The 26,081-nt window shown below is 69.0% G+C and carries 23 protein-coding genes and 1 tRNA gene; 10 read left to right on the top strand and 14 right to left on the bottom strand.

All coding sequences use genetic code 11. The features are described 5' to 3' along the window. Positions 1 to 128 precede the first annotated feature (128 nt). Positions 129 to 1,313, top strand: coding sequence for an acyl-CoA dehydrogenase family protein (locus tag STRIP9103_RS06420; RefSeq protein ID WP_009301205.1), 1,185 nt, complete (start codon positions 129 to 131; stop codon positions 1,311 to 1,313). A gap of 167 nt (positions 1,314 to 1,480) precedes the next feature. Here the strand turns inward: STRIP9103_RS06420 and STRIP9103_RS06415 are convergent, their stop codons facing one another. The 4 genes from STRIP9103_RS06415 to STRIP9103_RS06400 form a co-directional block, all read right to left on the bottom strand. After that, the gene (locus STRIP9103_RS06415; RefSeq protein WP_048819803.1) at positions 1,481 to 1,810 is read right to left on the bottom strand and encodes a rhodanese-like domain-containing protein; all 330 of its coding nucleotides are present in this window, start codon (positions 1,808 to 1,810) and stop codon (positions 1,481 to 1,483) included. Positions 1,811 to 1,994: 184 nt separating this feature from the next. After that, the gene (locus STRIP9103_RS06410; protein WP_009301207.1) at positions 1,995 to 2,936 is read right to left on the bottom strand and encodes a J domain-containing protein; all 942 of its coding nucleotides are present in this window, start codon (positions 2,934 to 2,936) and stop codon (positions 1,995 to 1,997) included. Between the two features lie 73 nt (positions 2,937 to 3,009). Beyond that, a complete protein-coding gene (locus STRIP9103_RS06405) occupies positions 3,010 to 4,497 on the bottom strand; it encodes a DUF2252 domain-containing protein (RefSeq protein WP_234022131.1) in 1,488 nt (495 codons plus the stop codon). Between the two features lie 132 nt (positions 4,498 to 4,629). Further along, complete coding sequence (locus STRIP9103_RS06400; protein ID WP_009301177.1) at positions 4,630 to 5,007, bottom strand: winged helix-turn-helix transcriptional regulator; 378 nt, start codon at positions 5,005 to 5,007, stop codon at positions 4,630 to 4,632. 147 nt (positions 5,008 to 5,154) lie between these two features. Here STRIP9103_RS06400 and STRIP9103_RS06395 point away from each other — a divergent pair, with 147 nt between their 5' ends. Beyond that, entirely contained in the window at positions 5,155 to 5,808 is a 654-nt protein-coding gene (locus STRIP9103_RS06395) for an FMN-dependent NADH-azoreductase (RefSeq protein ID WP_048819802.1), read from the top strand. Positions 5,809 to 5,922: 114 nt separating this feature from the next. Here STRIP9103_RS06395 and STRIP9103_RS06390 read toward each other — a convergent pair whose 3' ends face one another. Together STRIP9103_RS06390 and STRIP9103_RS06385 are read right to left on the bottom strand one after the other, a co-directional pair. Then, entirely contained in the window at positions 5,923 to 8,733 is a 2,811-nt protein-coding gene (locus STRIP9103_RS06390; RefSeq protein ID WP_009301185.1) for a beta-L-arabinofuranosidase domain-containing protein, read from the bottom strand. 573 nt (positions 8,734 to 9,306) lie between these two features. Beyond that, positions 9,307 to 9,390: transfer RNA gene (locus tag STRIP9103_RS06385), tRNA-Leu, on the bottom strand. 484 nt (positions 9,391 to 9,874) lie between these two features. Between STRIP9103_RS06385 and STRIP9103_RS06380 the strand changes: the two genes are divergently transcribed. The 6 genes from STRIP9103_RS06380 (at position 9,875) to pknB (ending at position 17,999) form a co-directional block, all read left to right on the top strand. After that, on the top strand, positions 9,875 to 10,711 hold the full coding sequence (locus STRIP9103_RS06380; protein ID WP_009301192.1) for an FhaA domain-containing protein: 837 nt from the start codon (positions 9,875 to 9,877) through the stop codon (positions 10,709 to 10,711). A gap of 10 nt (positions 10,712 to 10,721) precedes the next feature. Then, entirely contained in the window at positions 10,722 to 11,240 is a 519-nt protein-coding gene (locus STRIP9103_RS06375) for an FHA domain-containing protein FhaB/FipA (RefSeq protein ID WP_009301164.1), read from the top strand. Between the two features lie 90 nt (positions 11,241 to 11,330). Continuing rightward, positions 11,331 to 12,890 (top strand): Stp1/IreP family PP2C-type Ser/Thr phosphatase, encoded by a 1,560-nt coding sequence (locus STRIP9103_RS06370; RefSeq protein WP_181810433.1) that lies wholly within the window; start codon positions 11,331 to 11,333, stop codon positions 12,888 to 12,890. 27 nt (positions 12,891 to 12,917) lie between these two features. After that, the gene (locus tag STRIP9103_RS06365; RefSeq protein ID WP_009301187.1) at positions 12,918 to 14,357 is read left to right on the top strand and encodes an FtsW/RodA/SpoVE family cell cycle protein; all 1,440 of its coding nucleotides are present in this window, start codon (positions 12,918 to 12,920) and stop codon (positions 14,355 to 14,357) included. After that, positions 14,354 to 15,826, top strand: coding sequence for a peptidoglycan D,D-transpeptidase FtsI family protein (locus tag STRIP9103_RS06360; protein WP_009301179.1), 1,473 nt, complete (start codon positions 14,354 to 14,356; stop codon positions 15,824 to 15,826). Before STRIP9103_RS06365 ends, STRIP9103_RS06360 begins: the two co-directional genes overlap by 4 nt. A gap of 169 nt (positions 15,827 to 15,995) precedes the next feature. Then, positions 15,996 to 17,999, top strand: a complete 2,004-nt coding sequence (gene pknB / locus STRIP9103_RS06355) for a Stk1 family PASTA domain-containing Ser/Thr kinase (protein ID WP_009301204.1) — start codon at positions 15,996 to 15,998, stop codon at positions 17,997 to 17,999. A gap of 164 nt (positions 18,000 to 18,163) precedes the next feature. On the opposite strand, the gene STRIP9103_RS06350 is transcribed toward pknB, so the two are convergent. Genes STRIP9103_RS06350 through STRIP9103_RS06325 form a run of 6 tightly spaced genes read right to left on the bottom strand, consistent with a single transcriptional unit; the run spans position 18,164 to position 22,640 of the window. Continuing rightward, positions 18,164 to 18,919 carry a class E sortase gene (locus STRIP9103_RS06350; RefSeq protein ID WP_009301181.1) on the bottom strand — a complete coding sequence of 252 codons (756 nt, stop codon included), beginning with the start codon at positions 18,917 to 18,919 and terminating at the stop codon, positions 18,164 to 18,166. Positions 18,920 to 18,950: 31 nt separating this feature from the next. After that, the gene (locus STRIP9103_RS06345) at positions 18,951 to 20,219 is read right to left on the bottom strand and encodes a class E sortase (protein WP_009301209.1); all 1,269 of its coding nucleotides are present in this window, start codon (positions 20,217 to 20,219) and stop codon (positions 18,951 to 18,953) included. Beyond that, the gene (locus tag STRIP9103_RS06340; RefSeq protein WP_009301189.1) at positions 20,216 to 20,866 is read right to left on the bottom strand and encodes an aminodeoxychorismate/anthranilate synthase component II; all 651 of its coding nucleotides are present in this window, start codon (positions 20,864 to 20,866) and stop codon (positions 20,216 to 20,218) included. Before STRIP9103_RS06340 ends, STRIP9103_RS06345 begins: the two co-directional genes overlap by 4 nt. Beyond that, positions 20,863 to 21,024, bottom strand: a complete 162-nt coding sequence (locus tag STRIP9103_RS48250; RefSeq protein ID WP_009301166.1) for a hypothetical protein — start codon at positions 21,022 to 21,024, stop codon at positions 20,863 to 20,865. The genes STRIP9103_RS06340 and STRIP9103_RS48250 overlap by 4 nt, the downstream gene beginning before the upstream one ends. A gap of 53 nt (positions 21,025 to 21,077) precedes the next feature. Continuing rightward, positions 21,078 to 21,764 (bottom strand): class E sortase, encoded by a 687-nt coding sequence (locus STRIP9103_RS06330; protein ID WP_181800304.1) that lies wholly within the window; start codon positions 21,762 to 21,764, stop codon positions 21,078 to 21,080. 39 nt (positions 21,765 to 21,803) lie between these two features. Further along, on the bottom strand, positions 21,804 to 22,640 hold the full coding sequence (locus STRIP9103_RS06325) for a DUF881 domain-containing protein (RefSeq protein ID WP_009301194.1): 837 nt from the start codon (positions 22,638 to 22,640) through the stop codon (positions 21,804 to 21,806). A gap of 141 nt (positions 22,641 to 22,781) precedes the next feature. Between STRIP9103_RS06325 and crgA the strand changes: the two genes are divergently transcribed. After that, positions 22,782 to 23,036, top strand: coding sequence for a cell division protein CrgA (gene crgA, locus STRIP9103_RS06320; protein ID WP_009301200.1), 255 nt, complete (start codon positions 22,782 to 22,784; stop codon positions 23,034 to 23,036). A 324-nt stretch (positions 23,037 to 23,360) separates the two neighbouring features. Here crgA and STRIP9103_RS06315 read toward each other — a convergent pair whose 3' ends face one another. Then, the gene (locus STRIP9103_RS06315) at positions 23,361 to 24,251 is read right to left on the bottom strand and encodes a rhomboid family intramembrane serine protease (protein WP_009301173.1); all 891 of its coding nucleotides are present in this window, start codon (positions 24,249 to 24,251) and stop codon (positions 23,361 to 23,363) included. Between the two features lie 128 nt (positions 24,252 to 24,379). After that, complete coding sequence (locus STRIP9103_RS06310) at positions 24,380 to 24,913, bottom strand: peptidylprolyl isomerase (protein ID WP_009301202.1); 534 nt, start codon at positions 24,911 to 24,913, stop codon at positions 24,380 to 24,382. Between the two features lie 362 nt (positions 24,914 to 25,275). Between STRIP9103_RS06310 and STRIP9103_RS06305 the strand changes: the two genes are divergently transcribed. Beyond that, positions 25,276 to 25,977 (top strand): DUF5324 family protein, encoded by a 702-nt coding sequence (locus STRIP9103_RS06305; protein ID WP_009301171.1) that lies wholly within the window; start codon positions 25,276 to 25,278, stop codon positions 25,975 to 25,977. Positions 25,978 to 26,081 lie beyond the last annotated feature (104 nt).

Here is a 26,081-nt window from a genome sequence, read left to right as displayed (position 1 = left end):
GTTGGGGGGGAGGGCCCCAAGACCCGGCCTGCGTTCCCGAGCACCCACCACCAAGCCCCCATATTCCCTTCTTCTAGAACCTGTTCTATCTTGACGCTCCGTCATCGGCGACACGGAAGGGCGGAACCGTGGACTTCAGCTTCAGCGAGGAGCAGCAGGCGGCGGCCGAGGCGGCGAGGGCGGTGTTCGCCGGGGTCGCGCCGGACGGGGTGCCGAGCCCTTCGTTGGTACTGGGAGCCGTGGCCGACGACTTCGACCGGGCGCTGTGGGTGAGGCTCGCCGACGCAGACCTGCTCAGTCTGCTGCTGGACTCCGCCTACGGCGGGTCGGGGCTCGACGCGATCGCGCTGTGCCTGGTGTTGCGGGAGTCGGCGAAGGTGCTGGCCAGGATTCCGTTGCTGGAGAGCAGCGCGGCGGCGGTGGCCGTACAGGCCCATGGCAGCGAGGAGTTGAAGGCGAAGTTGCTCGCGCGGGTCGGCCGGGGCGAGGCCGTACTGACCGTCGCCGCGCACGGCCGCACCGGTCACGACCCCGCCGAACTGGCCGTCACCGCACGGCGGGCGGACGACGACACATGGGTCCTGGACGGCGTGCAGACGGCGGTGCCGTGGGCGTACAACGCAGACTTCGTCGTCGTACCGGCGACGGTCGCCCCCGCCACCGTGGCCAATGGGCCCCAGCACGATCCGGCCGCCATCGCCGACGACCGGGTCGTACTCGCGCTCGTGCCCCGGGTCCACGACGGTGTCGTGCTCGCCGAGCAGGTCTCCACGACCGGTGAACGGCTTGCCGAGCTGCGGCTGGAGTCGGCGCGGATCGCCGCACGGGACGTCATCGAGGCGGAGGGCGCGTGGGAACGACTCCGGGAACTGCTGACCACCAGTACCTGCGCGCTGGCGCTCGGGCTGGGGGAGGGCGTGCTCGGTATGACCAGCGCCTACGCCGGCAAGCGGGAGCAGTTCGGGTTCCCGATCGCCACGTTCCAGGCCGTCGCCGTGCAGGCCGCCGACCGCTACATCGACCTGTGCGCGATGGAGGCGACCCTGTGGCAGGCCGCCTGGCGCATCAGCTCGGGCGCGGGGGGTGCGCTGCCCGCCGCCGGGGACGTGGCCGTGGCCAAGATCTGGGCCTCGGAGGGCGTACGACGGGTCGTCCAGACCGCGCAACATCTGCACGGGGGCTTCGGCGCCGACGTCGACTACCCACTGCATCGCTACCACGCCTGGGCCAAGCACCTCGAACTCTCCCTCGGCCCCGCGGCAGCGCATGAGGAGGCCTTGGGCGACCTACTGGCCGCACACCCGCTGGGCTGAGCGCCGCGCACACCGGTGGAGCAAGACGTACGCCGGTGGATGAGGGCGCGCACAGGCCACCTGTGCGCCCTGGCCGCCGTACGGCCGTACGAAACAGCCAGGCGTACGAAAGCGGGCGAGCTGTACTTGGAGGAGACAGCCCGCCCTGGAGGAGGAGACAGCCCGCCCTAGAGAACGAACCCCGCCCCGCCCTTGTCGTCCACCACCGGGCGGCCGGTGGCCGCCCAGACCTGCATGCCGCCGTCGACGTTCACGGCGTCGATGCCCTGCTGTACGAGATACATGGCGACCTGTGCCGAACGCCCGCCCGAACGGCAGATCACATGGACCCTGCCGTCCTGCGGCGCCGCCTCGGTGAACTCGCCGTAGCGTGCCACGAACTCACTGATGGGGATGTGCAGCGCCCCTTCGGCATGACCCGCCTGCCACTCGTCGTCCTCTCGGACGTCCAGCAGGAAATCGCCGTCCTTGAGGTCCCCGACCTCGACCGTGGGCACACCAGCTCCGAAATGCATGCGTACGACGCTACCGGACCGGCGCCGAACCACCGACGCACCGGCCACCCCGAACGACAGCCCCTCGCCCACCGCCCCAGGACCTCACCGGCGTCGCCGAGCCCCCGGTTGCCCACCGGCAAGCCCCTCGCTGACCGGCATCCCCCGTCAACCGGCGCACCCGTCGCTAACCGACGTGCCCGTCCTCGCCGCCCTGAGGCCCCTGGCCAAGCAGCCCCGCCAGTTCCGCCTCCCGCTGTGCGACCTCCGCCAGCAGTTGTTCGGCGATTTCGTCGAGGAGGCGGTCGGGGTCGTCCGGGGCGAGGCGGAGCATCGAGCCGATGGCACCCTCCTCCAGCTCTCGTGCGACGAGAGCGAGCAGTTCCTTGCGCTGGGCGAGCCATTCGAGGCGTGCGTAGAGCTCCTCGCTGCGGCTCGGCCTGCGCTCCTCGGGCACGGGACCGGCGGCCCACTCCTCGGACAGCTCCCGCAGCAGCACCTCGTCACCGCGGCCGTACGCGGCGTTGACCCGGGATATGAACTCGTCGCGCCGTTCGCGTTCCTTGTCGTCCTGGGCCAGGTCGGGATGCGCCTTGCGGACCAGTTCCCGGTAGAGCCTGCGCGCCTCGTCACTCGGCCGGACCCGCTCCGGGGGCCGTACGGGCTGATCGGTGAGCATGGCCGAGGCCTCGGGGAACAGGCCTTCCGAGTCCATCCACCCGTGGAACAGCTCCTCCACGCCCGGCATGGGCATGACCCGGGCCCGCGCCTCCTGCGCCTTGCGTACGTCCTCGGGGTCGCCGGTCCGCGCGGCCCTCGCCTCGGCGATCTGGGCGTCCAGCTCGTCGAGGCGCGCGTACATGGGCCCGAGCTTCTGGTGGTGCAGCCGGGAGAAGTTCTCCACCTCGACGCGGAAGGTCTCCACGGCGATCTCGAACTCGATCAACGCCTGCTCGGCTGCCCGAACAGCCCGCTCCAACCGCTCCTCGGGCCGCTCCGCTCCGACGCCTTCACCCGCGCCGGCGGTACCCGCGCCCTCGGCGGACTCAGGACCCCCAACGGGCTCGACGGGCTCGACGGGCTCGGTGGGGCGCTCGGACGGGGACTGATCGGCTTCCGGGGTCGTCACCCGCCCCAGCCTAGGCCACACCTCCGAGCCCCATCGCGACCGAGGCTCACGGCAGCAGTCCCTCAGCCGTCCCTCACACCCCCGTCTCCGCCGCGATCCGCCCCGCCCGAACCGCCGCCACCAGATCCGCGTGGTCCGCCTCCGTGCGGTCGGCGTAGGTCGCGGCGAACGTGGCGATGGCCTCGTCGAGTTCCTCGTTCTTGCCGCAATAGCCGGCGATGAGGCGGGGGTCGGCGCTGTGGGCGTGGGCGCGGGCCAGGAGAGCGCCGGTCATGCGGCCGTAGTCGTCGATCTGGTCGGCGGCGAGGGCCGCGGGATCGACGCTGCCCTTGCGGTTGCGGAACTGTCGGACTTGGAAGGGGAGCCCGTTGACCGTGGTCCAGCCCAGCAGGATGTCGCTGACGACCTGCATCCGCTTCTGGCCGAGGACCACGCGGCGCCCTTCGTGGCTCACTTCCGGCACCTCGAAACCGGCCGTCGCGAGATGCGGCTCCAGCGCCGAGGCGCGGGCTTCCTTCACCTGGAGGACGAGCGGTTCGCCCCGGTGGTCCAGCAGCAGCACGACGTACGAGCGCGTGCCCACACTGCCGGTGCCGACCACGCGGAACGCCACGTCGTGCACGGCGTACCGGGCGAGCAGCGGGTGGCGGTCCTCCGAGATCGTGGTCACGTACTGCTCCAGGGAGGCGGCGACCGCCGCGGCCTCGGCGTCGTCCACCCGGCGCAGCACCGGCGGGGCGTCCACGAAGCGGCGCCCGCCGCCTGCCACCGCCTCGGTGGACTTGGCCGCGAAGCGGCCACTCGTGTTGGCCCGCGCCTTCTCGGAGACCCGCTCCAGCATGCCCAGCAGATCGTGGGCGTCGGTGTACGAGACCAGTTCCTCGTCCGCGATGGCGTTCCACGCGTCGAGCGCCGGGAGCTTGGCGAGGAGCCGCATGGTGCGCCGGTAGGCGCCCGCCGCGTCGTACGCCGCCTTGCGGCAGGTGTCCTCGTCGGCGCCCGCCTCACGGCCGGCGAGCACCAGCGAGGTGGCGAGGCGCTTGAGGTCCCACTCCCAGGGGCCGTGCACGGTCTCGTCGAAGTCGTTCAGGTCTATGACGAGGCCGCCGCGGGCGTCCGCGTACAGCCCGAAGTTGGCCGCGTGGGCGTCGCCGCAGATCTGGGTGCCGATGCCGGTCATGGGCGTACGCGCCAGGTCGTGCGCCATGAGGCCGGCCGAGCCGCGCAGGAACGCGAACGGGGTGGCCGCCATCCGGCCGACCCTTATCGGCGTGAGCGCAGGGATCCGGCCGCGGTTGGACTCCTCGACGGCGGTCACCGCGTCCGGCCGGCCGTCGGTGAGCGTCAGCTTCGCGTGCGCGTCACGCGGCACCCGTTCGCGCAACGCCTTGCCCTCGTCCTTGGGCGACCCCTCCGAGGGCCAGCGCGCGAACCCGGACACCCACGGCACTCGCGACCCGCCTGTTCCGGTCTCCGCCGACGCCGCCTCGACCACCGGTTCCACCACGGTCGTACCGCCGGTACCGCCCTCGGTCACACCGACCGCCTCCCCCGCACACATCGACGAACGAACATCAACTTGTGACGACGGTACAACCGGGTGGCCGAAAGGCGTCAGACCCTGTGGAAAACTCCGCACGCGGCGCCGTCCACACCTGTGGAAAACCGGCGCTCGGCTCGGCCAGGCCCCGCCCTACTCCCGCGCCGTCCCCGCGCACGGCCAGCTCTCCGGCAGATGGTCCGAGGCCCAGTTCTTGAGCTCCTTCAGCGCCGGTTCCAGCGCGGCGCCCGCCTCCGTCAGCCGGTAGGTGACCCGCAGCGGAGGCCCTTCGTCGACCTCGCGCAGAACGAGGCCGGCCGCGGCGAGTTCCGTGAGGCGGTCGGAGAGCATGCGCTCGCTGATGCCGGGGATCGCCCTGCGCAGGTCCACGAAGTGCGCGGGGTGGGGCATGAGCACGGCCACGATCAGGCCCGTCCAGCGTTTTCCGAGCAGGGCGAACACCCGGGTGATGCCGTCGTCGACCCGCTGGCACGGCCCTGGGCCGTGGATGTCCTGCCGCTGCTCCGCCATGTGTCCAGCGTACTGGCCCTCCACTAGCGGATGAAAAAAAGTAAGTGACTGTGTTATCTCTAGTCAGGTACGAAAAAATAGCTCGCGCCCAGACGCAGCTCTGTTTCCCGACTGTTTTCCGACACGACTCTCGCCTTTGGAGTGACCATGGCCACCCTCCTCCACCTGGACTCGTCCGTGCTCCCCGCCGACGCCTCGACGTCGCGCGCGGTGACGGAGGCCTTCCGCAAGGCCTGGGAGGACCAGCACCCGGACGGCACGGTGATCTACCGCGATCTGAACGCCGCCCCCGTGCCGCACATCAGCGCCGACGCACACATCGCCGGCTTCCTCGATCCGGCCACGCACACCCCCGAGCAGGCGGCGGCCTTCGCCGAGCGCGAGAAGCTCATCACGGAGCTGGAGCAGGCGGACGCGATCCTGATCGGCGCCCCCATGTACAACTTCTCGATCCCGTCCACCCTCAAGGCGTGGCTGGACAACGTGATCCTCATCGGCCGTACCGCCATGACCGAGGACTCGAAGATCAAGGGCACCCCGGTCACGGTCGTCGCCAGCCGTGGCGGCTCCTACGCGCCGGGGACGCCGCGTGAGCCGTTCGAGTACGTGCAGAACTACCTGACGGCGCTCCTGTCCGACACCCTCGCCCTGGATGTCGACTTCATCGTCCCGGAGCTCACCATGGCCCCGCAGAACCCTGCGATGAGCGAGCTGATCCCGCTCTTCGAGGCCTCCCGCGCCAAGGCCTTCGAGGACGCGGCCATCAAGGCCAAGACCCTGGCGGAGCGCCTCGCCGCGTAGGCCTCGCGGGAGCGGGCCCCCGGAACCGGCGAAACGGACCCCCGGAGCCGGTCTTCCGGAAACACGCGGGGCGGCTGCCCTCACCAGAGCAGCAGCCGCCCGCAGCAGAGGCGGTCAGGCCGCGTACGTCGCGTTCTGCGCGGTCGTGACCACCTTCTGCCCGTCGGCCTGACTGAGCAGCCCGGCCGACACCCAGGAACTCACGGTCGACTGCACGCGCGCGACCAGCGCGCCCTTGTCGGCGAACGGTGCCGCGGCCCAGACCTCGTCGAGCAGGGTCGTGCCGTCGGACTTCGCCGGATTGGCTACGCCGGAGTCGGTTCCGCCGAAGTAGACCTTCGGTTCGGCGCGCCTGACGTAGACGTGCGTCGGATCCTCGGTTCCTTCGTAGAAGGGGGCGAATTCGGTGCCGTCCAGCGTGTGGTGCAAGGGCTTTCCGCTCACGGGGGTGAGGGAGGGCAGCAGGTCACCGGAGAGGCCGGCGTTGCGGTACAGGCCGAACGTCAGATAGCTCGTACTGGTGTTCCTGCCGACCAGGTTGACCGGACCGTAGAACAGGGTCTGCAGGGACGGGTCGTCAAGGGCCTTCTCCACCCGCAGCCGGAACGGCATCGTCACTCGGACGACATCCCCGCCGCGCCAGGTGCGGGACGAGATCGTGAAGTAGCTCCCGGCGGTCGGAGTGCCGCTGACCGCGCCGCCGTTGACGGTCACCCGGAAGCCGGCGGTCGCCCAGGACGGCACCCGCAGCCGCAGTTCGAAGGCCGCGCTGCCGCCCCCGATGGTGATCGTGGAGCCCTGCTCGCGCGGGTAGTCGGTGGTCTGGGTGACGGTCACACCCTTCGCGGACCAGTTCAGCGTGGTGGCGCTGTACAGGTTGACGTACAGGGCGCTGCCGTCCGCCTTGGTGAAGTACACCGAGTCCTGGTACTTGGTGGCGCTCTCCATGCCGGTGCCCTCGCAGCAGGTGGTCCCCTGCTTGGGGGTGTAGTCGCGCACATGGCCGGGCTTCAGACCGATGAAGTACGTGACCAGCGGCTTCTCCGCGTCGGTCTTGTCCTGCTTGGAGCCGAGGACCTGGTTGAGCAGGGCCCGCTCGTAGTAGTCCATGTACTTCGGGTCCTGCTCGTGGAAGAACAGGGTCCGGCTCAGCTTGAGCAGGTTGTACGCGCAGCAGGTCTCGGCGTTGGTGTCGCTGATGGTGCCCGCGATGACCCCGCGAGCCTTCCAGAACTCGCCCGTGCTGGTGCCGCCGATGCCGTACATGCGCGGCGGGACGACCATGCCCCAGAAGTTCTTCGCGGCGGTCAGATAGCGCACCTCACCGGTCGCGTCGTACAGCCGGGCGAGGCCGGTGAAGATGGGGATGTGCTGGTTGGCGTGCAGGCCGTCGAGGGTGTCGGTGTTGGCGGCGCAGGCGTCGATGAGCTTGTCGAGGTCGAACAGCCGGGCGAGTGCGAGGTGTTCGGCCTTGCCGGTAATCGTGTAGAGGTCGACGATCGCCTCGACGAGCCCTCCGAACTCACCGCTGGAGAAGATCCCCCACATCCGCTGCAAGGTGGCGTCCGGCAGCTTCGACAGCCGCGAGTACATCCAGTCGCACAGCCCCGAGGCGAGGTCGAGCGCCCGCGCGTCGTCGACATTCAGATACGCGTCCAGCAGCCCGCGCAGGATCTTGTGCGCGGTGTAGTACGGCGCCCACACGCGCGTGTAGTCGCCGCTGGTCATCGACTCCAGCTCGATGAACTGCGTCTCCGGGTACGCCGCCAGGAACCCGGGGTGGCTGGGCGCGCCCCAGGTGCGGCGCAGCGTGGCGGTCAGACCGCGGCCGGAGGCGTCCGCGAAGGTGCCGCCACTGGTCTCGAAGAAGTCGTACGAGGCGAGGTTGCCCCGGCCCGCGGACGAGGCCGCCGCGCGGTTGCTCTGCAGTGAGGTGATCTCGGTGGCCGTCAGCGCCCGCGACCAGACGTTGAACTCGTCGAACGCGCCTGCGAAGACCGGGTCGGTTGGAAAATTGGACCGACCCAGCCAGTTGTTCGCCAGGGTGCCCAGGGCCGCCGGCGTGAGGGACATCGATGTGTTCTGGGCCACGGCGGTGCCGTTGACGTAGAGCGTGCCGGTGCCGCCCCCGATCGTCACGGCCAGGTGGCTCCACTGGTTGAGCGGCAGGGCGGCGGTGCCGTTGAGACCCTGCTCACCGCCGGGCCCGTTGATGGTGATGGCGAAGCGCGGGAAGCCGCTTGCGTTGCGGGCGGCCAGGTACATGTAGCGGGTGGTGTCGTTGCCGAAGTCGAAGACGCGTGCCCAGTTGGCGTTGTGGGTGGGCTTCACCCATGCCGACAGGGTGATCGCCGAGGCCCCGCCGAGCACGGTGGCCGGCAGGTCGACGTACTGGTAGGAGCCTCGGACGTTCTCCTGGGCGGTGCCGAACTTCCCGGTGACGGCGAGCATGCGCGGGTCGGTGCGCAGCGCCGCGCGCACCTCGGTCAGGGCGCCGACCATGTAGCGGATCTTGTCGGCGTACACCGTGTCCGCGGTGCTCGCGTAGGCCTGGGCGAGCGTGGTCAGGAAGTGTCCGGTGTAGTGGCCGCGGAGGTTTCCGTTGGCCTCGCCGTCGAGGCCTTCCCAGCCACCGGGGGCGACCGCGCCCTTGGTGGAGAGCCCCGCGTTGGCGCGGAAGACCTGCAACAGCCGGTCGACGTCGTAGCCGCGACCGTGGTCGAGCATCAGCTGCCGCTTGCCGGCGAACAGGCCCTGACCGAGCGTCACGTCCTTGAGCTCGAACGGCCGCACGGACCAGGTGGACGGTGCGGGAAGGGCCGCGGCGGACGCGCGACCACCGCCCGCGCCGAAGGAGACTCCGGGCACGGCCGCGGCGAGGATCGCGGACTGGAGGAGGAATCGTCTGGAGAGGGGCGGAGCCATGTGCGCCTCGTCTCTGGCAGGTGTGGGGGCGTGAAGGGACACAAAGCACAGAGCTCTGTTCGAAATAGCGAATGTTGTGCGAATTTCCGACCAGAAGATAGGTATGAGGCAGGCGAGCGTCAACGGTGCGGACGGGATTGGCCGGACCAACTCCCGAAGAGAACCACCGCAATTCAACGCCACAGCCGTCGGCGAGCACCCCGAGCCCCATCCGATCGGAGACCAGCCGCCCGCACACCCCGACGCCGCGCCCCACTCCGGCCCGCCCCACACCGTTTCACGTGAAACATCACACTCCCGAAGACCCCCGCCCCCTCCGGTTTCCTCACCCCACCGAGACCGCGCCCACTCCCCGGCCGGCACAACCGGGTCCAGCCCTCACCGCGCACGCGGTGCGGAGCACGCCCCCAACCCGGTCCCGCGCCACCAGAAGCCGACCGAAGCCCATGCCGAACCCTGAGAGACTCCTCACACTCCCGGAGACCCGCTGACCGGCCCTCATGAGGTCTCAGGAGCCGGAGAACGCACAAAAAGAAGCGGTCCCATCGTGATCACGATGGGACCGCTTCGCTGTGCGCGAGGGGGGAGTTGAACCCCCACGCCCTTGCGGGCACTGGAACCTGAATCCAGCGCGTCTGCCTATTCCGCCACCCGCGCATTGGGTGTGTCCTCAGGCCCTGCTCCTTGCGGTGCTGGCGCCTTCCGACATCGAGAAGATTAGCACGCTGGAAGGGGTGGGTTCACATCCCTTATCCGCGTCCGACCGCGCCAAGACTTCGGCGTCCGGGCCGACCAGCGCGGACCGAACACAGAGGGCCTCGGGCCACGTATCAACGAATGCTGGTTCGCGTATCAACCTCGTACCGGTCCCGGCCATCTCTCCTGGAGGAGGACAGGGTGCACAGTCGGGTGCGGGACACTGGTCTCGCGCCGCCTCTACGATCCTTGGCAGAGTTCGGACGGGGTAGTTCGAAGAGGAGCTCCGATGGGAATCCGGCAGAGGACTTCAGTGGGCGTCGACACCGGTGACACCGGTCGACCGGGCCGACAGGGGGAACCAGCCGATTTCCCGGCGCGTGGATACGATCAGTAAGCAGTACGGACGCAGTAAGCAGAGCGGTGGCTACGGAGGAGGTGCCCCATGGGAGTCCTGAAGAAGTTCGAGCAGCGTCTCGAAGGTCTGGTCAACGGCACCTTCGCCAAGGTGTTCAAGTCAGAGGTCCAGCCCGTGGAGATCGCGGGAGCACTCCAGCGGGAGTGCGACAACAACGCGACCATCTGGAACCGCGACCGGACGGTCGTGCCCAACGACTTCATCGTGGAGCTGAGCACCCCCGACTACGAGCGCCTCAGCCCCTACTCCGGACAGCTCGGCGACGAGCTCGCCGGCATGGTGCGCGACTACGCCAAGCAGCAGCGGTACACCTTCATGGGCCCCATCAAGGTCCATCTGGAGAAGGCCGACGACCTCGACACCGGTCTGTACCGGGTGCGCAGCCGTACGCTCGCCTCCTCCATCGATCAGCAGGCTCCCGCCGGCGCTCCGGCGGGCCCCGCCGCGGGCGGTCGCCCCGGCGGCTACGGATATCCGCCCACCGGCGCGCCGCCCATGCCGGCCACACCGCCGCCCGGCGGTGGCCGCCCCGGCTCCGCGCCCTATCTCCAGCGCGCCGGTGCCGCTCCGGCGGCCGGCGGGCGCACACGCTACTGGATCGAGATCAACGGCACCCGCCATCAGATCTCCCGCCCGACGCTGGTGCTGGGTCGCAGCACCGAAGCCGACGTGCGGATCGACGACCCCGGCGTCTCCCGCCGGCACTGCGAGATCCGGACCGGAACGCCCTCGACGATCCAGGATCTCGGGTCCACCAACGGCATCGTGGTGGACGGGCAGCACACCACCCGCGCTACGCTCCGCGACGGCTCGCGGATCGTCGTGGGCAGCACCACCATCATTTACCGGCAAGCCGAAGGGTGAAGCGGGGGCAATGTCAGAGCTGACCCTCACGGTCATGCGGCTGGGGTTCCTGGCCGTTCTGTGGCTGTTCGTGATCGTGGCCGTGCAGGTCATCCGCAGCGACCTGTTCGGTACGCGCGTCACCCAGCGGGGGTCGCGCCGGGACAACGCGCGGCCACAGGCCGCCCCCCGGCAGGCCGCACCCCCGCAGCAGCGCGGCCAGCAGTCCGCCGGTGGCGGGCGCCGTGGCCGTAACGCCCCGACCAAGCTCGTCGTGAGCGAGGGCACCCTCACGGGCACCACCGTGGCGCTGCAGGGCCAGACCATCACCCTGGGCCGCGCGCACGACTCCACGATCGTGCTGGACGACGACTACGCCTCCAGCAGGCACGCCCGGATCTACCCGGACCGCGACGGCCAGTGGATCGTCGAGGACCTGGGGTCCACCAACGGCACGTATCTCGACCGGAACCGACTGACGACCCCCACGCCGATTCCGCTGGGCGCGCCGATCCGCATCGGCAAAACCGTCATCGAGCTGCGGAAGTAGTACGACAATGAGCGAGCGGAGCGAGCACGCAGCGGCGGCCCCCACCAGGGGCCCCGGCGCGCTCCCGACCGGAGGGTGGGCACCGTGCGGATGTACCCGGAGCCGACGGGCGAGGTGCGCATGAGTCTGTCACTGCGCTTCGCCGCCGGATCGCACAAAGGCATGATCCGCGAGGGCAACGAGGACTCCGGCTATGCCGGTCCGCGGCTCCTCGCGATCGCCGACGGCATGGGCGGTCAGGCGGCCGGCGAGGTCGCCTCCTCCGAGGTGATCTCCACCCTGGTCACGCTCGACGACGACATCCCCGGCTCCGACATCCTCACCTCCCTCGGCACCGCCGTGCAGCGCGCCAACGAACAGCTGCGCGCGATGGTCGAGGAGGACCCCCAGCTGGAGGGCATGGGCACCACGCTCACCGCCCTGCTGTGGACCGGCCAGCGGCTCGGCCTCGTCCACGTCGGCGACTCCCGCGCCTACCTCCTGCGCGACGGCGTCCTCACCCAGATCACCCAGGACCACACCTGGGTGCAACGTCTGGTCGACGAGGGCCGCATCACCGAGGAGGAAGCCACCACCCACCCGCAGCGCTCCCTGCTGATGCGCGCGCTGGGCAGCGGCGACCACGTCGAGCCCGACCTGTCCATCCGCGAGGTACGCGCCGGCGACCGCTATCTGATCTGCTCCGACGGCCTGTCCGGCGTCGTGTCCCATCAGACGATGGAGGACACCCTCGCCAGCTACCAGGGCCCGCAGGAGACCGTGCAGGAGCTGATCCAGCTCGCCCTGCGCGGCGGCGGCCCCGACAACATCACGGTCATCGTCGCCGACGTCCTCGACCTCGACACCGGCGACACCCTCGCCGGACAGCTCTCCGACACCCCGGTCGTGGTCGGCGCGGTCGCCGAGAACCAGCTCCACCTGCAGGACAACGGGATCATGCAGACCCCCGCCGGCCGCGCCTCCGGCCTCGGACGGCAGGGGCACGGACAGGGCGGCGGCGAGTTCGGTCCGCCCGGCTCCGGCGACACCACCGGCTACATCCCGGCCGCGGGCAGCTTCGGGAACTATTCCGACGCCGACTTCGTCAAGCCACGCAAGAAGCGCAAGTGGCTCAAAAGATCGTTCTTCGGGATCCTCGCCCTCGCCGTGATCGGCGGGGGCCTGTACGGCGGGTACCGCTGGACGCAGACGCAGTACTACGTCGGCACCAAGGACGACCACGTCGCCCTGTACCGCGGCATCAGCCAGGACCTGGCATGGATCTCCCTCTCCAAGGTGGAGAAGGACCACCCCGAGATCGAACTCAAGTACCTGCCGCCGTTCTGGCAGAAGCAGGTCGAGGCCACGATCCCCCAGGGCAGCCTCGGCGACGCCCGCAAGAAGATCGAGGAGCTGTCCACCCAGGCATCGGCGTGCAAGAAGAACGCCGAGCGCCGCGAGGCGGCGGACAACAACGCCAAGACCGGCGAGGGCGAGGCCGGAGGCGTCACGGGAACCACCAAGACCTCCCTCACGTCCAAGGCCACACCGTCCCCGACGTCGACGCCATCGACGTCCCCGACCCCGACCCAGACCGCACCCACACCGTCGACCGGCCCCAGCCTCTCGGAGGAGGAGCAGGAGCTCGTTTCGCGGTGCGGTGAGCAGTAGGCAAGCCGCGAGGGGCCCACTCACACGATGAGCAGTACTACCAACACGTCGACGCAGCACACGTCCACGATCGGGGCGATCGGCGCACCGAGCCGCCGCAACACCGAGTTGGCGCTGCTGGCGTTCGCGGTCGTCATCCCGGTGTTCGCCTACGCCAACGTCGGCCTGGCCATCAACGACGAAGTGCCCACCGGCCTGCTCGGCTACGGCCTCGGCATGGGTCTCCTGGCCGGTATCGGCCATGTCGTCGTACGCAAGTTCGCGGCCTACGCGGACCCGCTGCTGCTGCCACTGGCCACGCTGCTCAACGGGCTGGGGTTGGTGTTCATCTGGCGCCTGGACCAGTCGGAGCGGCTGCAGAATCTCGCCGAGAACGCCTTCGGCGTCTTCACCCCCTCGGCCCCGAAGCAGCTGCTGTTCTCGGCTCTGGGCCTCGCGCTGTTCGTCGCGGTCGTCATCTTGCTCAAGGACCACCGCATCCTGCAGCGCTACACGTACATCTCGATGGCCGTCGCGCTGGTGCTTCTCGTCCTGCCCCTCGTGCCCGGCCTCGGTGACGACACATTCGGCGCCAAGATCTGGATCAGGATTCCCGGTGTGGGCACGATCCAGCCGGGCGAGTTCGCGAAGATCATTCTGGCGATCTTCTTCTCGGGCTACCTCATGGTGAAGCGGGACGCGCTGGCACTGGCAAGCCGACGTTTCATGGGCCTGTATCTGCCGCGCGGCCGCGACCTCGGCCCGATCATCACGATCTGGGCCGTCAGCCTGCTCATCCTCATCTTCGAGAACGACCTCGGTTCGTCGCTGCTGTTCTTCGGCATGTTCGTGATCATGCTGTACGTCGCCACCGAGCGAACCAGCTGGATCGTGATCGGTCTGCTGATGTCCGCCGCGGGCGCCGTCGGTGTGGCCTCGTTCGCCAGCCACGTACAGGCCCGCGTCGACGCCTGGCTGGACCCGTTCGGCTGCTACGCCGACTCCGGCGCCTGTGAGCAGATCGGCCAGTCGATCATGTCCTTCGGCTCCGGTGGTGTGCTCGGCACCGGGCTCGGCCAGGGCAACTCCGACCTCATCGGCTTCGCCGCCAACTCCGACTTCATCTTCTCCACCGTCGGTGAGGAACTCGGCCTGGCCGGCGTCATGGCCTTCCTGCTGCTCTACGGGCTGATCATCGAGCGGGGCGTGCGCACCGCGCTGGCGGCCCGCGATCCCTTCGGCAAGCTCTTCGCGGTCGGCCTCTCCGGGGCCTTCGCCCTCCAGATCTTCGTGGTCGCCGGCGGCGTCATGGGCCTGATCCCGCTGACCGGTATGACCATGCCGTTCCTCGCGGCCGGTGGTTCCTCCGTGATCGCGAACTGGGCCTTGATCGGACTGCTGCTCCGCATCAGCGACACCGCGCGCCGCCCGGCCCCGGCCCCCGCGCCCAATCCCGACGCCGAGATGACCCAGGTGGTCCGACCGTGAACAAGCCCCTGCGCCGGATCGCGATCTTCTGCGGGCTGCTCATCCTCGCCCTGCTCATTCGCGACAACTGGATCCAGTACGTACAGGCCGACGCCCTGCAGTCGCGCGGGGAGAACCGTCGCGTCTCGATCGAGCGCTACGCCACTCCACGCGGCGACATCATCGTCGACGGCAAGGCCATCACCGGCTCGGTCGCGACCAAGGGCACCGACTACAAGTACAAGCGCACCTGGAAGAACGGCGAGATGTGGGCACCCGTCACGGGGTACGCCTCCCAGATCGTCGGCGCCACCCAGTTGGAGAGCCTCGAGGACGGCATCCTCACCGGCAACGACGACCGGCTGTTCTTCCGCAACACCCTCGACATGATCACCGGCAAGAAGAAGGAGGGCGGCAGCGTCGTCACCACCCTCAACGCCGCCGCGCAGAAGGCGGCCTTCGAGGGCCTCGGTGACAAGAAGGGCGCCGTCGCCGCGATCGACCCCCGGACCGGCGCGGTCCTCGCCCTGGCGTCCACGCCGTCGTACGACCCGTCGACGTTCGCCGGCATCAGCAGCAAGGACAGCGAGACCTTCTCGAAGCTGGAGAAGGACAAGGACAAGCCGATGCTGAACCGCGCGCTGCGCGAGACGTACCCCCCGGGCTCCACGTTCAAGGTGGTCACGGCCGCCGCCGCGCTGGAGAACGACGTGGTCGACGGCATCGACAAGGCCACGGACAGCCCGGACCCGTACCAGCTGCCCCAGACCCAGACCGACCTCACCAACCAGCACGGGGAATGCAAGAACGCGACCCTGCGCGAGGCGCTGAAGGTCTCCTGCAACACCGTCTTCGCCAAGCTCAGCGACAGCGTCGGCAACGAGAAGATGATCGAGCAGTCGGAGAAGTTCGGCTTCAACGAGAACGAGCTGGACATCCCGGTCCGCGCCGCGGAGAGCGTCTACCCCGAGGACAACCGCCCGCAGAACGCGCTCGACGGCATCGGTCAGGGCTCCAACCGCGCCACCCCGCTGCAGATGGCGATGGTCTCCGCGGCGATCGCCAACGACGGCGAGCTGATGAAGCCGTACATGGTCGACCAGCTGCGTGCCTCCAACCTCGACGTGATCGAGTCGCACGAGCCCGAGCCGCTCTCCCAGGCGATCTCGGCCGACACCGCCCAGAAGCTGCAGGAAATGATGGAGACCGTGGTCAACGACCCGGGCGGCACCGGCGGCAGCGCGAAGATCGACGCCGACGGCGTCACCGTCGGCGGCAAGACCGGTACCGCCCAGCACGGCATCGACAACAAGGAGCTGCCGTACGCCTGGTTCATCTCGTACGCCAAGCTCAGCGACGGCAGCTCGCCGGTGGCCGTCGCGGTGGTCGTCGAGGACGGCAGCGCGGACCGCGGTGAGATCTCCGGTGGCGGTCTCGCCGCCCCGATCGCGAAGAGCGTGATGCAGGCAGTGATCAACAGCAAGAAGTGACCCCGCTCACGTCACCTCCACATCGGTGCACGTTGGGATACCGGTCCTGTATCGGGTGACGCGGTCGGCCAGGTCATAGAGGGCGAGCCGGGTACCGTATGCCCGGAGCACAGCCGCCGGACCGCACATGGGTGCGGTCGGGACCGACGGAGAGGGCTGGTAGGAAGCTATGGAAGAGCCGCGTCGCCTCGGCGGCCGGTACGAGCTGGGCCAGGTGCTCGGCCGTGGTGGCATGGCGGAGGTCTACCTCGCGATGGACACCCGCCTCGGCCGCACCGTGGCGGTGAAGACGCTGCGAGCGGACCTCGCGCGCGACCCCACCTTCCAGGCCCGGTTCCGCCGGGAGGCCCAGTCGGCCGCCTCGCTCAACCACCCCGCGATCGTCGCGGTCTACGACACGGGCGAGGACTACATCGACGGGGTCTCGATCCCGTACATCGTCATGGAGTACGTCGAGGGTTCCACCCTCCGTGAGCTTCTTCACAGCGGCCGCAAGCTGCTGCCGGAGCGAGCCATGGAGATGACCATCGGCATCCTCCAGGGTCTGGAGTACGCCCACCGCAACGGCATCGTCCACCGTGACATCAAGCCGGCCAACGTCATGCTGACGCGCAACGGCCAGGTCAAGGTGATGGACTTCGGCATCGCCCGCGCCATGGGCGACGCCGGTATGACCATGACGCAGACGTCCGCGGTCATCGGCACCGCCCAGTACCTCTCCCCGGAGCAGGCCAAGGGCGAGCAGGTGGACGCCCGCTCCGACCTGTACTCGACGGGCTGCCTGCTCTACGAACTGCTCACGGTCCGCCCGCCGTTCGTCGGCGACTCCCCCGTGGCGGTCGCCTACCAGCACGTACGGGAGGAGCCGCAGCCCCCGAGCGTCTTCGACCCGGAGATCACGCCGGAGATGGACGCCATCGTCCTGCGTGCCCTGGTCAAGGACCCGGACTACCGCTACCAGTCCGCCGACGAGATGCGCGCCGACATCGAGGCCTGCCTCGACGGCCAGCCCGTCGCGGCCACGGCCGCCATGGGTTCGGTCGGCTACGGCGGCTACCCCGACGAGCAGCCCACCACGGCTCTGCGCTCCACGGACGCCCAGGCCACCACCATGCTGCCGCCGATGCCCCCGGACGAGGGCGGCTACGGCTACGACGACCGCCAGGGCCGCCGACGCCAGCAGAAGAAGAACAACACCTCGACGATCCTGCTGGTCGTCGCGGGCGTGCTGGTGCTGATCGGCGCGATCCTCATCGGCCAGTGGATGTTCTCGGGCGACAACGCGTCCAACGACACTCTCAAGGCACCGAACTTCGTGGGTCAGACCGAGGCCGAGGCCAAGCAGTCGGCCGAGAACGTCGACCTCAAGGTGACGACCACCAAGGACGAGTGCGAGGACGAGAAGACCGGCAACGTCTGCCGTCAGGACCCAGCCGCCGGTGACCCGGTCAAGAAGGGCGACACCATCAGCCTGGTGATCTCGACGGGCGCCCCGAAGGTCGCGGTCCCCGACGTCCAGGGCCTTCAGTTCGACGAGGCCGAGGCCCAGCTCAAGGAGAAGGGCTTCGAGGTCGAGAAGAAGACCGAGGAGTCCGACCGCACGGCCGGCATCGTGATCGGCCAGGACCCCTCCAGCGGCAAGCTCGAGAAGGGCTCCACGGTCACGCTGACGGTCGCCACCGAGGCGGCGACGGTCACCGTCCCGGACGTCCGCAACCTCAGCTGTGACCAGGCCAAGGCCCAGATGACGGCCAACAACCTGGTCGGCGAGTGCACCGACGTCGAGACCGAGGACAAGAATCTGGTCGGCAAGGTCATCGCCACCACGCCGGAGGGCGGCAGCGAGGCCGACAAGGGCGACACGGTCACCATCCAGATCGGCAAGGCGGCCGAGGAGCAGAAGGCCAAGGTCCCGAACGTCGTCGGCCGCACCGTGGGCCAGGCCAAGCAGATCCTGCAGGCGGCCGGCTTCACGAACATCCAGTTCGCGAACGGCAGCGACCAGAGCGACACCGCCCTCGTCACCGACCAGGACCCGGACGGCGGCAACGACGCCGACCCGAGCCAGACGACGATCACCCTCGCCTCCGTGAGCTTCAACGGCAACGGCGGGAACGACAACGGAGGCAACGGCAACGGAGGCTTCTTCGGAGGCCTCGAAAGCGACGACTGACGCGAACCGATCCGCCACCCAGCCCGTACGACGACGGAGCCCCGGCCTCTTCCTGAGAAGGGACCGGGGCTCCGTCGTGCTGTGCCCTGTTTCACGTGAAACAGCTGTCGAGTTCATGTGAACAGCCGTCGAGCCTCCGCCGTACGAGTGACTCGCAGCAGCGCCTACCGCAGTTCCTTCGGCGGCGTCCGTTCCGCGTTCACCCGCTCCACGCGCACCAGCTCGCCCCAGACGATGTACCGGTGGCGGGAGGTGTACACGGGGGTGCAGGTGGTCAGGGTGATGTACTTGCCCGGCTTCTTCCTGCCGGACTCCTTGGGGATGGTCGACAGGACCTTGACGTTGTACTTCGAGGTCTCCGGAAGGGTGTCGTAGACCTTGTAGACGTACCAGTTGTCGCGGGTCTCGAAGACGATCGCGTCGCTCTTCTTGAGCTTGTCGATGTTGTGGAACTTGGCACCGTGGCCGTCGCGGTGGGCGGCCAGGGTGAAGTTGCCGTCCTTGCCGGAGGTCGGGAGGGTCGCCTTGACGGGGTTGGTGTAGTAGCCGGCGACGCCACCGTTGAGGATCTTGGTGGAGGTGCCCTTCTTGACCAGGACCTCGCCGTTCTTCATGGCAGGGACATGCAGGAAGCCGATGCCGTCCTTGGTGTCCAGGGCGCCCGGGTCGTCGTCCGCTGCAGCCCAGTTGTCGCGGACCTTGTGCGCTTCCTTGCCCGCCTCACGGTCGGCGAGCACGTTCGTCCACCACAGCGAGTAGACGACGAACAGGCCCAGCACCAGGCCCGCGGTGATGAGGAGTTCCCCGAAGACACTGACCGCCATCGCGATCCGGCCGGTGCCGCGTCGTCGCGGCGCGGGCTCGGACGCGTCGGTCCGCTCCTCGGTGGCTTCGGTGTCGTCCGTGCCGTCGGTGGTCACTGCCACAGTTCATCCGCCCTTGATCGAGCCCCTACTGGACGAGCGCGTCGGGCTTCCCCTCGCTGCGCGGCCGTTCCTCGACCATCTTGCCCCACACGATCATGCGGTACTTGCTGGTGAACTCCGGCGTGCAGGTGGTCAGCGTGATGTAGCGGCCCGGCCCGGTGAATCCCGAACCCGGGGGGACCGGATTGAGCACGCTGACGTTCGTGGGCGGCGTCACCGGCAGGATCGAGGCCATGTCGTAGACGTAGTACGTGTCCTGCGTCTCCACGACGATGGGGTCACCGGGCTTGAGCCGGTTGATGTAGCGGAACGGTTCCCCATGGGTGTTGCGGTGCCCCGCGAGACCGAAGTTGCCGGTCTTGTCCTCGGGCATGGCCGTCTTGATGCTGTTCTCGTCGTAGTGCCCCACCATGCCGCGGTCGAGGACCTTCGACTTGCTGATGCCCTCGGCGATCGGCGCGACCACGTCCAGCTTCGGGATGTGCAGGATGGCGAAGCCCTGTCCCGGCTCGAACGCGCCCGGCGCGCGCTTCCCGTTCTTCCACTCCTGCTGGAGGCTGGTCGCCTCCCTGTCGGCCTGCTGCTGGGCCCGGATGTTCGACCACCAGAGCTGGTACGTCACGAACAGCAGCATCAGGACGCCGGTGGTGATGAACACCTCGCCGATCACCCGGCTCGCGACCACGCCCACGCTGGGCTTGCGCGCCCGCGCCGCCCGCCGTGCCTCGACCCGGGAGAGGGGCGCCGACGCCTCACCGGCCGCCTCTAAGCCGCTCTCGGCCCCGTGAGCGGCCCCGGGGCCCGCGTGGGCGCCCGAGGACCCTGAGTGCCTCCCGTGCCGTCTCGCGGCCTTACGGCGGGCCGCACGACCCCCGGGAGCGGGCGGCGCCGGTATCGACTCGGCCGCCGCCGCTATCCGCCGCGCCTCCTCCACCCTGAGCGCCACGGTCTCCTCGTCGATCGGAGGGTGCTCAAGGGCGGTGTCGACGGCGGGGTGCTCGTGGACGACCGGTTCGTAGGACTCGTACGGTTCCCCGTACGGGGCCTGAGGGCGCGGCTCGTACGACGGCTCCGTGACCGGCCGCTGCCCGTACCAGTCCCCCTGGACGTACTCCTGGGTCTGCTGGGCGTACCACTGGTGTGGTGGCTCCGGCGCCCCCGGGAAGGCCTCCGCCGGGATCTGGAAGCCGCCCGGCGGGGTCTGGAAGGCCTCCGCCTCGAACGCCTCGGTGCCCCCGTACGCGGCCTCGCCGCCGTAGGGGGCACTCTCGCGCTCGGGGCGCAGTGCCGTCACGCCGTGGCCCTGCCCACCACCGGGGCGAGCCCCGCCGACCTCGCGACGGCCCCTTGGTCCCCGCACTCCACCAGCCAGTTGGCCAGCATGCGGTGGCCGTGCTCGGTGAGCACCGACTCGGGGTGGAACTGCACGCCCTCGACGGGCAGTTCACGGTGCCTCAGACCCATGATGATCCCGTCGTGCGTGCGTGCCGTGACCTCCAGCTCGGCCGGCACGGTCGCCGGCTCGGCGGCCAGCGAGTGGTAGCGGGTCGCGGTGAACGGCGTGGGCAGGCCCGCGAAGACGCCCTTGCCCTCGTGCTCGACCAGCGAGGTCTTGCCGTGCAGCAGCTCGGGCGCGCGGTCCACGACACCGCCGTACGCCACCTGCATGGACTGCATGCCGAGGCACACGCCGAAGACGGGCACGCCGGTGGCCGCGCAGTGGCGGACCATGTCGACGCAGACGCCGGCCTCCTCGGGGGTGCCGGGCCCGGGGGACAGGAGCACACCGTCGAAGCCGTCCTGGGCGTGCGAGGTCGCCACCTCGTCGTTGCGCAGCACCTCGCACTCGGCGCCCAACTGATACAGGTACTGGACCAGGTTGAAGACGAAGCTGTCGTAGTTGTCGACGACGAGGATGCGGGCGGGGCGGGCGGCACTCACTGGTCGTTCACCGTCACATCGTTGAAGGGCAGCAGAGGTTCGGCCCAGGGGAAGACGTACTGGAAGAGGACATAGACGACGGCCAGGATCAGCACGATGGAAATCAGCGTCTTCACCCATGCGTTACCGGGCAGATGTCGCCAGATGAAGCCGTACATGCCGTCCCTTCCTTCACACCACGGCACTGATCTCACGCCGTACCGCCACCAGACTAACGGCGTAGCGCCTCCGGTTTCCCGGTCTCCACAGGCTGTGTGGATTCGAGATGGCCCCAGACGACGAGCCGATGGCTGTGTCCCCACTCCGGGTCGCAGGTCGTCAGCGTCAGATAACGTCCCGCGCGCGTGTACCCCGATTTCCTCGGCACGGGGTCGATGACCTGGACGTCCGTGGGCAATGTCCGATAGGGCCCCTTGTCGATGACATACGTGAACCAGTTCGCCCCGTCGCTCAGGACGACCGCGTCACCGGGGCGCAGCTTGGGAAAATCTTTGAAGGGGTCACCGTACGTACGACGGTGTCCGGCGACGGCGAAGTTCCCCTTCTGTCCCAGCTGAGCGGTATTCGCGTAGTGACCGAGACCTTTCTTGAGAGTGTTCGTCTTCGTGCCCTCGAGGACGGGCTTGTTCCACGTGAAACCAAGACGCGGAATGTACATGAGGGCGAAGGGTCTGCCGTCCTGGTACGCGGCGGGCGGCTCGGGACTCGCCGAGGTGCCCGGCGCGGACGTCGGCTGCACCGGCTGCTTCGCCCACTGCTCCCGGAGCAGATCGACCTGGCGGTCCATCGCGGTGTCGGCCTTCACACCGGTCCAGAACAGCACATAGACGACGAAGAGCACGATCAGGGTGCCGACGGTGATGAAGAGTTCGCTGACAGTCCTGACGATCACGCGCACCGACACAGGGCCCCCGGGCTGCCGTCACGCCAGTAGCCGCTACTCCACTGGCTTCGCGTACTTCAGGTCCACTGTGCCCGAGTAGCCGGGCAGAGTCACCGGCCCGTCCTCGGTGACCTTCCAGCCCAGCCCGTAGACCTTGACGTACACCATGTAGTTCTGGATCGCCTCCGAATCGGCGAGCGCCTTCTGAAGCTTCTCCGGGTCGCCTACGGCCTGGATCTTGTACGGGGGTGAGTAGACGCGGCCCTGGAGGATCAGGGTGTTGCCGACGCACCGTACGGCGCTGGTGGAGATCAGTCGTTGGTCCATGACCTTGATGCCCTTGGCGCCGCCCAGCCACAGGGCGTTCACCACGGCTTGCAGGTCCTGCTGGTGGATGACCAGGTAGTCGGGCTGCGGCTCGGGGTAGCCGGGGAGCTTGGCGGTGGCGTCCGGCGGGGCGTCGTTGAGGGTGACGGTGATGGCGTCGCCCTGGAGCTTGTGGGTGCCGGCGTTCTTCTCCAGGGCCTTGAGCCGGGCGTCGTCGGCCTCACTGCTGCCGTCGTCCCGCTCGGCGAGGGCCTCGACGTCGTCGCGGAGCACCGCGTTGGACTCGTCGAGCTGCCCGTTCTTGTGGCTGCGCTCCTGGATCAGGTCGGAGAGCTTGAGCAGCGAGGCGTCCGTGCGGATGTTCGTGCCTTTGGCGGTGTCGAAGCTGGTGAAGAAGATCAACCCGGCGAGGGCGAAGACTCCCACGGTGAGCACGCGCACAGGGCGGAAGCCGCCGCGCCCCGACCGGTCGCCGTTCGGGACATGGGGCTCGGCGCCCGTCGCGGAGCCCGTTCCGAGGACGTCACCGGAACCGGCCTCGGGGGAGTCGGCTGAATTGCTCAACGTACCCTTATCTCCTTAGGCGCCACGGAAGCACTACGCTAACGGACGCCCGGGGGAGCTTCAGAGTCCCCTTGTACGCTGCCCCGGACCCCGCCACAGTTCCCTGCGCGGCCACGCAGCGCATCGACAGGAGAGACCCTCGTGCCGAAGTCACGTATCCGCAAGAAGGCCGACTACACGCCGCCGCCGTCCAAGCAGGCCACGGCTATCAAGCTCAACAGCCGCGGCTGGGTGGCGCCGGTCATGCTGGCCATGTTCCTGATCGGCCTGACCTGGATCGTCGTCTTCTACGTGACCGACGGCTCACTGCCCATCGATTCGCTCGACAACTGGAACATCGTGGTGGGCTTCGGCTTCATCGCCGCGGGATTCGGTGTCTCGACGCAGTGGAAGTAGCGGTCTCCACCCCCGTGGGACCAGCCCTGACCAGGGTTGTCCACTGAGTTATCCACCGAGTTATCCACAGGGGTTATCCACATGGGGAAAAGAAAGACGATCTGTGGATAACTCGTCGGGTGTTGACGCCGATACGACTTGCCAGCCGACGCCCGCAAACCCGTTTGCCCCCTGTCTGACCTGCGGAAACCCAGGTGAGCGACAGGGGGCACACCTGTTCCCGCACACTGTGCACAAGATCCGCCACAGTCTGTGGACAACAGTGCTGTATCGATTGCCGGCCCACCCCGGATCGCTGCCGGTTCACCCGCGCTCCATGCCGGTTCAGACAAGCTGAGTGGTCCTGACCAGCGCCATGACCACCGCGGCGATCAGCACCAGGGCGCACGCGCCGTACTGGATCAGCGCCCGGCGCTCGCGCGGTGCGTGGACCATCGCATAGCCGATGAGGACACCGCCCACAAGGCCGCCGACGTGGGCCTCCCAGGCGATGCCGGACCAACCGAAGGTGATGATGAGGTTGATCACCAGCAGGATGACGACCGGGCGCATGTCGTACTTCAGCCGGCGCATGAGGACGGCGGTCGCGCCGAAGAGACCGAAGATGGCGCCGGAGGCGCCGAGGGACGCCTGGTTCGGCGCGGCCAGCAGATAGGTGAGCGCACCACCGGCGAGGCCCGAGACGAAGTAGAGCGCGATATAGCGGGCGCGGCCGAGCGCGGCCTCCAGCGGGCCGCCGAGCCACCAGAGGCTGAGCATGTTGAAGGCGATGTGCATGACGCTGCCGTGCAGGAACATCGACGTCAGCAGCCGGTACCACTGTCCTTCGGCCACGCCCTGGAGCGTGCTGCCCAGTTCTGGGACCCAGGCGCGCCCGATGAGGTCGAACCGGTCGGTGAAGCGGTCGCCCAGCGAGAGTTGGACCAGGAACACCAGCAGGTTCACGCCGACCAGGAGCTTGGTGAGGAGCCGGGGGTCGGTGGTGACCGTGCCGCCCGCGATGGTGCGCGGGTGGGAAGCGGACGGCGCGTGCCCCGTGCCGGAGCCGTCGCGGACGCATTCGGGGCACTGGAAGCCGACGGAGGCGCTGACCATGCACTCGGGGCAGATGGGACGCTCGCAGCGGGTGCAGCGGATGCCCGTCTCGCGCTCCGGGTGCCGGTAGCAGGACGGCAGGCTCTGCGCGTCCTGCGGGCTGCTCGGCGCCTGGTCCATGGAGGTCCCCTCCGTCTCGTGTGTGGAACGCGTCGGCCCCGCCCATCCTTACGGATGAGCGGGGCGAATGGTTCCCTTCGGGACCTTGCGAACCTTTGGGGTCCGGCCCTCGCGGTGAACCCAGGGGCTCAGCCCTGGCGGGTCTCGACGACGACCGTCTCGATGACGACGTCGTTGACCGGGCGGTCGGTGCGCGGGTTGGTCTGCGTGGCCGCGATGGCGTCCACGACCTTCTGGCTGGCCGCGTCGACGACCTCGCCGAAGATGGTGTGCTTGCGGGTCAGCCAAGCCGTCGGGGCGACGGTGATGAAGAACTGCGAGCCGTTGGTGCCCGGGCCGGCGTTGGCCATGGCCAACAGGTAGGGCTTGTCGAAGGCGAGGTCCGGGTGGAACTCGTCCTCGAACTGGTAGCCGGGACCACCGGTGCCGTTGCCCAGCGGGTCACCGCCCTGGATCATGAATCCGCTGATCACCCGGTGGAAGACCGTGCCGTCGTAGAGCTTGTCCGTGGACTTCTGGCCGGTGGCCGGGTTGGTCCACTCACGCTCGCCCTGGGCGAGCTCGACGAAGTTACGGACCGTCTTGGGCGCGTGGTTCGGCAGCAGCCGCACCTCGATGTCGCCGTGGTTGGTCTTCAGGGTGGCGTACAGCTGCTCAGCCACGATCTGCCTTCCGTTGTCCTCTGTGACTCCCCCGATCCTCGCACGGACGGGCGCTCGAGTCGCCCGACGCCCGCACCTCGCGCGGTGGAGGGCGCGGAAAACCGGTCGAGTACCCCGGGTATCAGCGCGCTTCGCACCGATCCGTGGCATTGTCGGCACTGTCGTGGACAAGTTCCCGTTGCCCCGTATTCATCCTCTATTGCACACACCGGATCTTGAGCGGCTCCTGCTCCGCGATCCCCGCGGAGTCGGCGCCCATGACCCGGATGCCCGCCCTCACATGCCCCGGAGCGTTCCGGGAGGCATGATCCCCAAAAGGGTGGAAAGTCGAATTACCGTACGCCACCGAGGAGGAGGATCCCGTGACCCGCATCGACAGCGTGCGCGCCGCGACCGGTTCGGCGAAGGGCAGCGTGCTGCACGCCGCGGAAGCGGTGGCGCCCTACGCCGACACGGCCAAGGAGAAGGCCTCGCACTACGCGCACGAGGCACGTGTCGTGCTCGCGCCCAAGGTGTCGCAGGCCGCGGAACAGGCACGCGTCCAGTACCACGCCCATGTCGTCCCGCGTCTGGAACAGGCCCGCACGCATGTGCCGCCGAAGGTCGACCACGCGGCCCACGAGGCCGCTGTCCGTACTCGTAAGGCAGCTCGCCAGGCTGCCGACTTCTCCCGTCCGCGCATCGAGCAGGCGGTGGCCGTGGCCGGCCCCGTCCGCGAGGAGGCCACGGCCCGCAGTGCGGCGGCGTTGGCCGCGCTGCGCGGACAGGTTTCGCCCCAGCAGATCCAGAAGCTGGTCCGCAGGCAGCAGCGCCGGGCCAGGCTCGGCCGCGCCGTCAAGGGACTGGCCGTGCTGGGCGCGCTGGCGGGCGGTGCCTTCGCCGCCTGGAAGTGGTGGGACAAGCAGGCCAACCCCGACTGGCTGGTCGAGCCCCCCGCCGCGACCGAGGTCTCCGACTCCGACCGACTGTCCTCCGTCGACGGCAGCGACGAGTCCGCCCTCGACCCCGAGGTCCAGGCCAAACAGGCTGAGGAGGACACCACGGAACGCGACGACCGCCGCTGAGACCGCCGACCGGGACAGGGCTGCCACCCAGGCCAGGCCGCAGTCGCCCGAGCCGGAGAGGGTCCGACGGGAAGCCCGCTCCGACGCAAGCCCGCTTTCGTCGA

Origin of the sequence: Streptomyces ipomoeae 91-03 (assembly GCF_000317595.1) — a bacterium.
GTDB lineage: Bacteria > Actinomycetota > Actinomycetes > Streptomycetales > Streptomycetaceae > Streptomyces > Streptomyces ipomoeae.
This window is presented reverse-complemented; position numbering and strand designations above follow the sequence as displayed.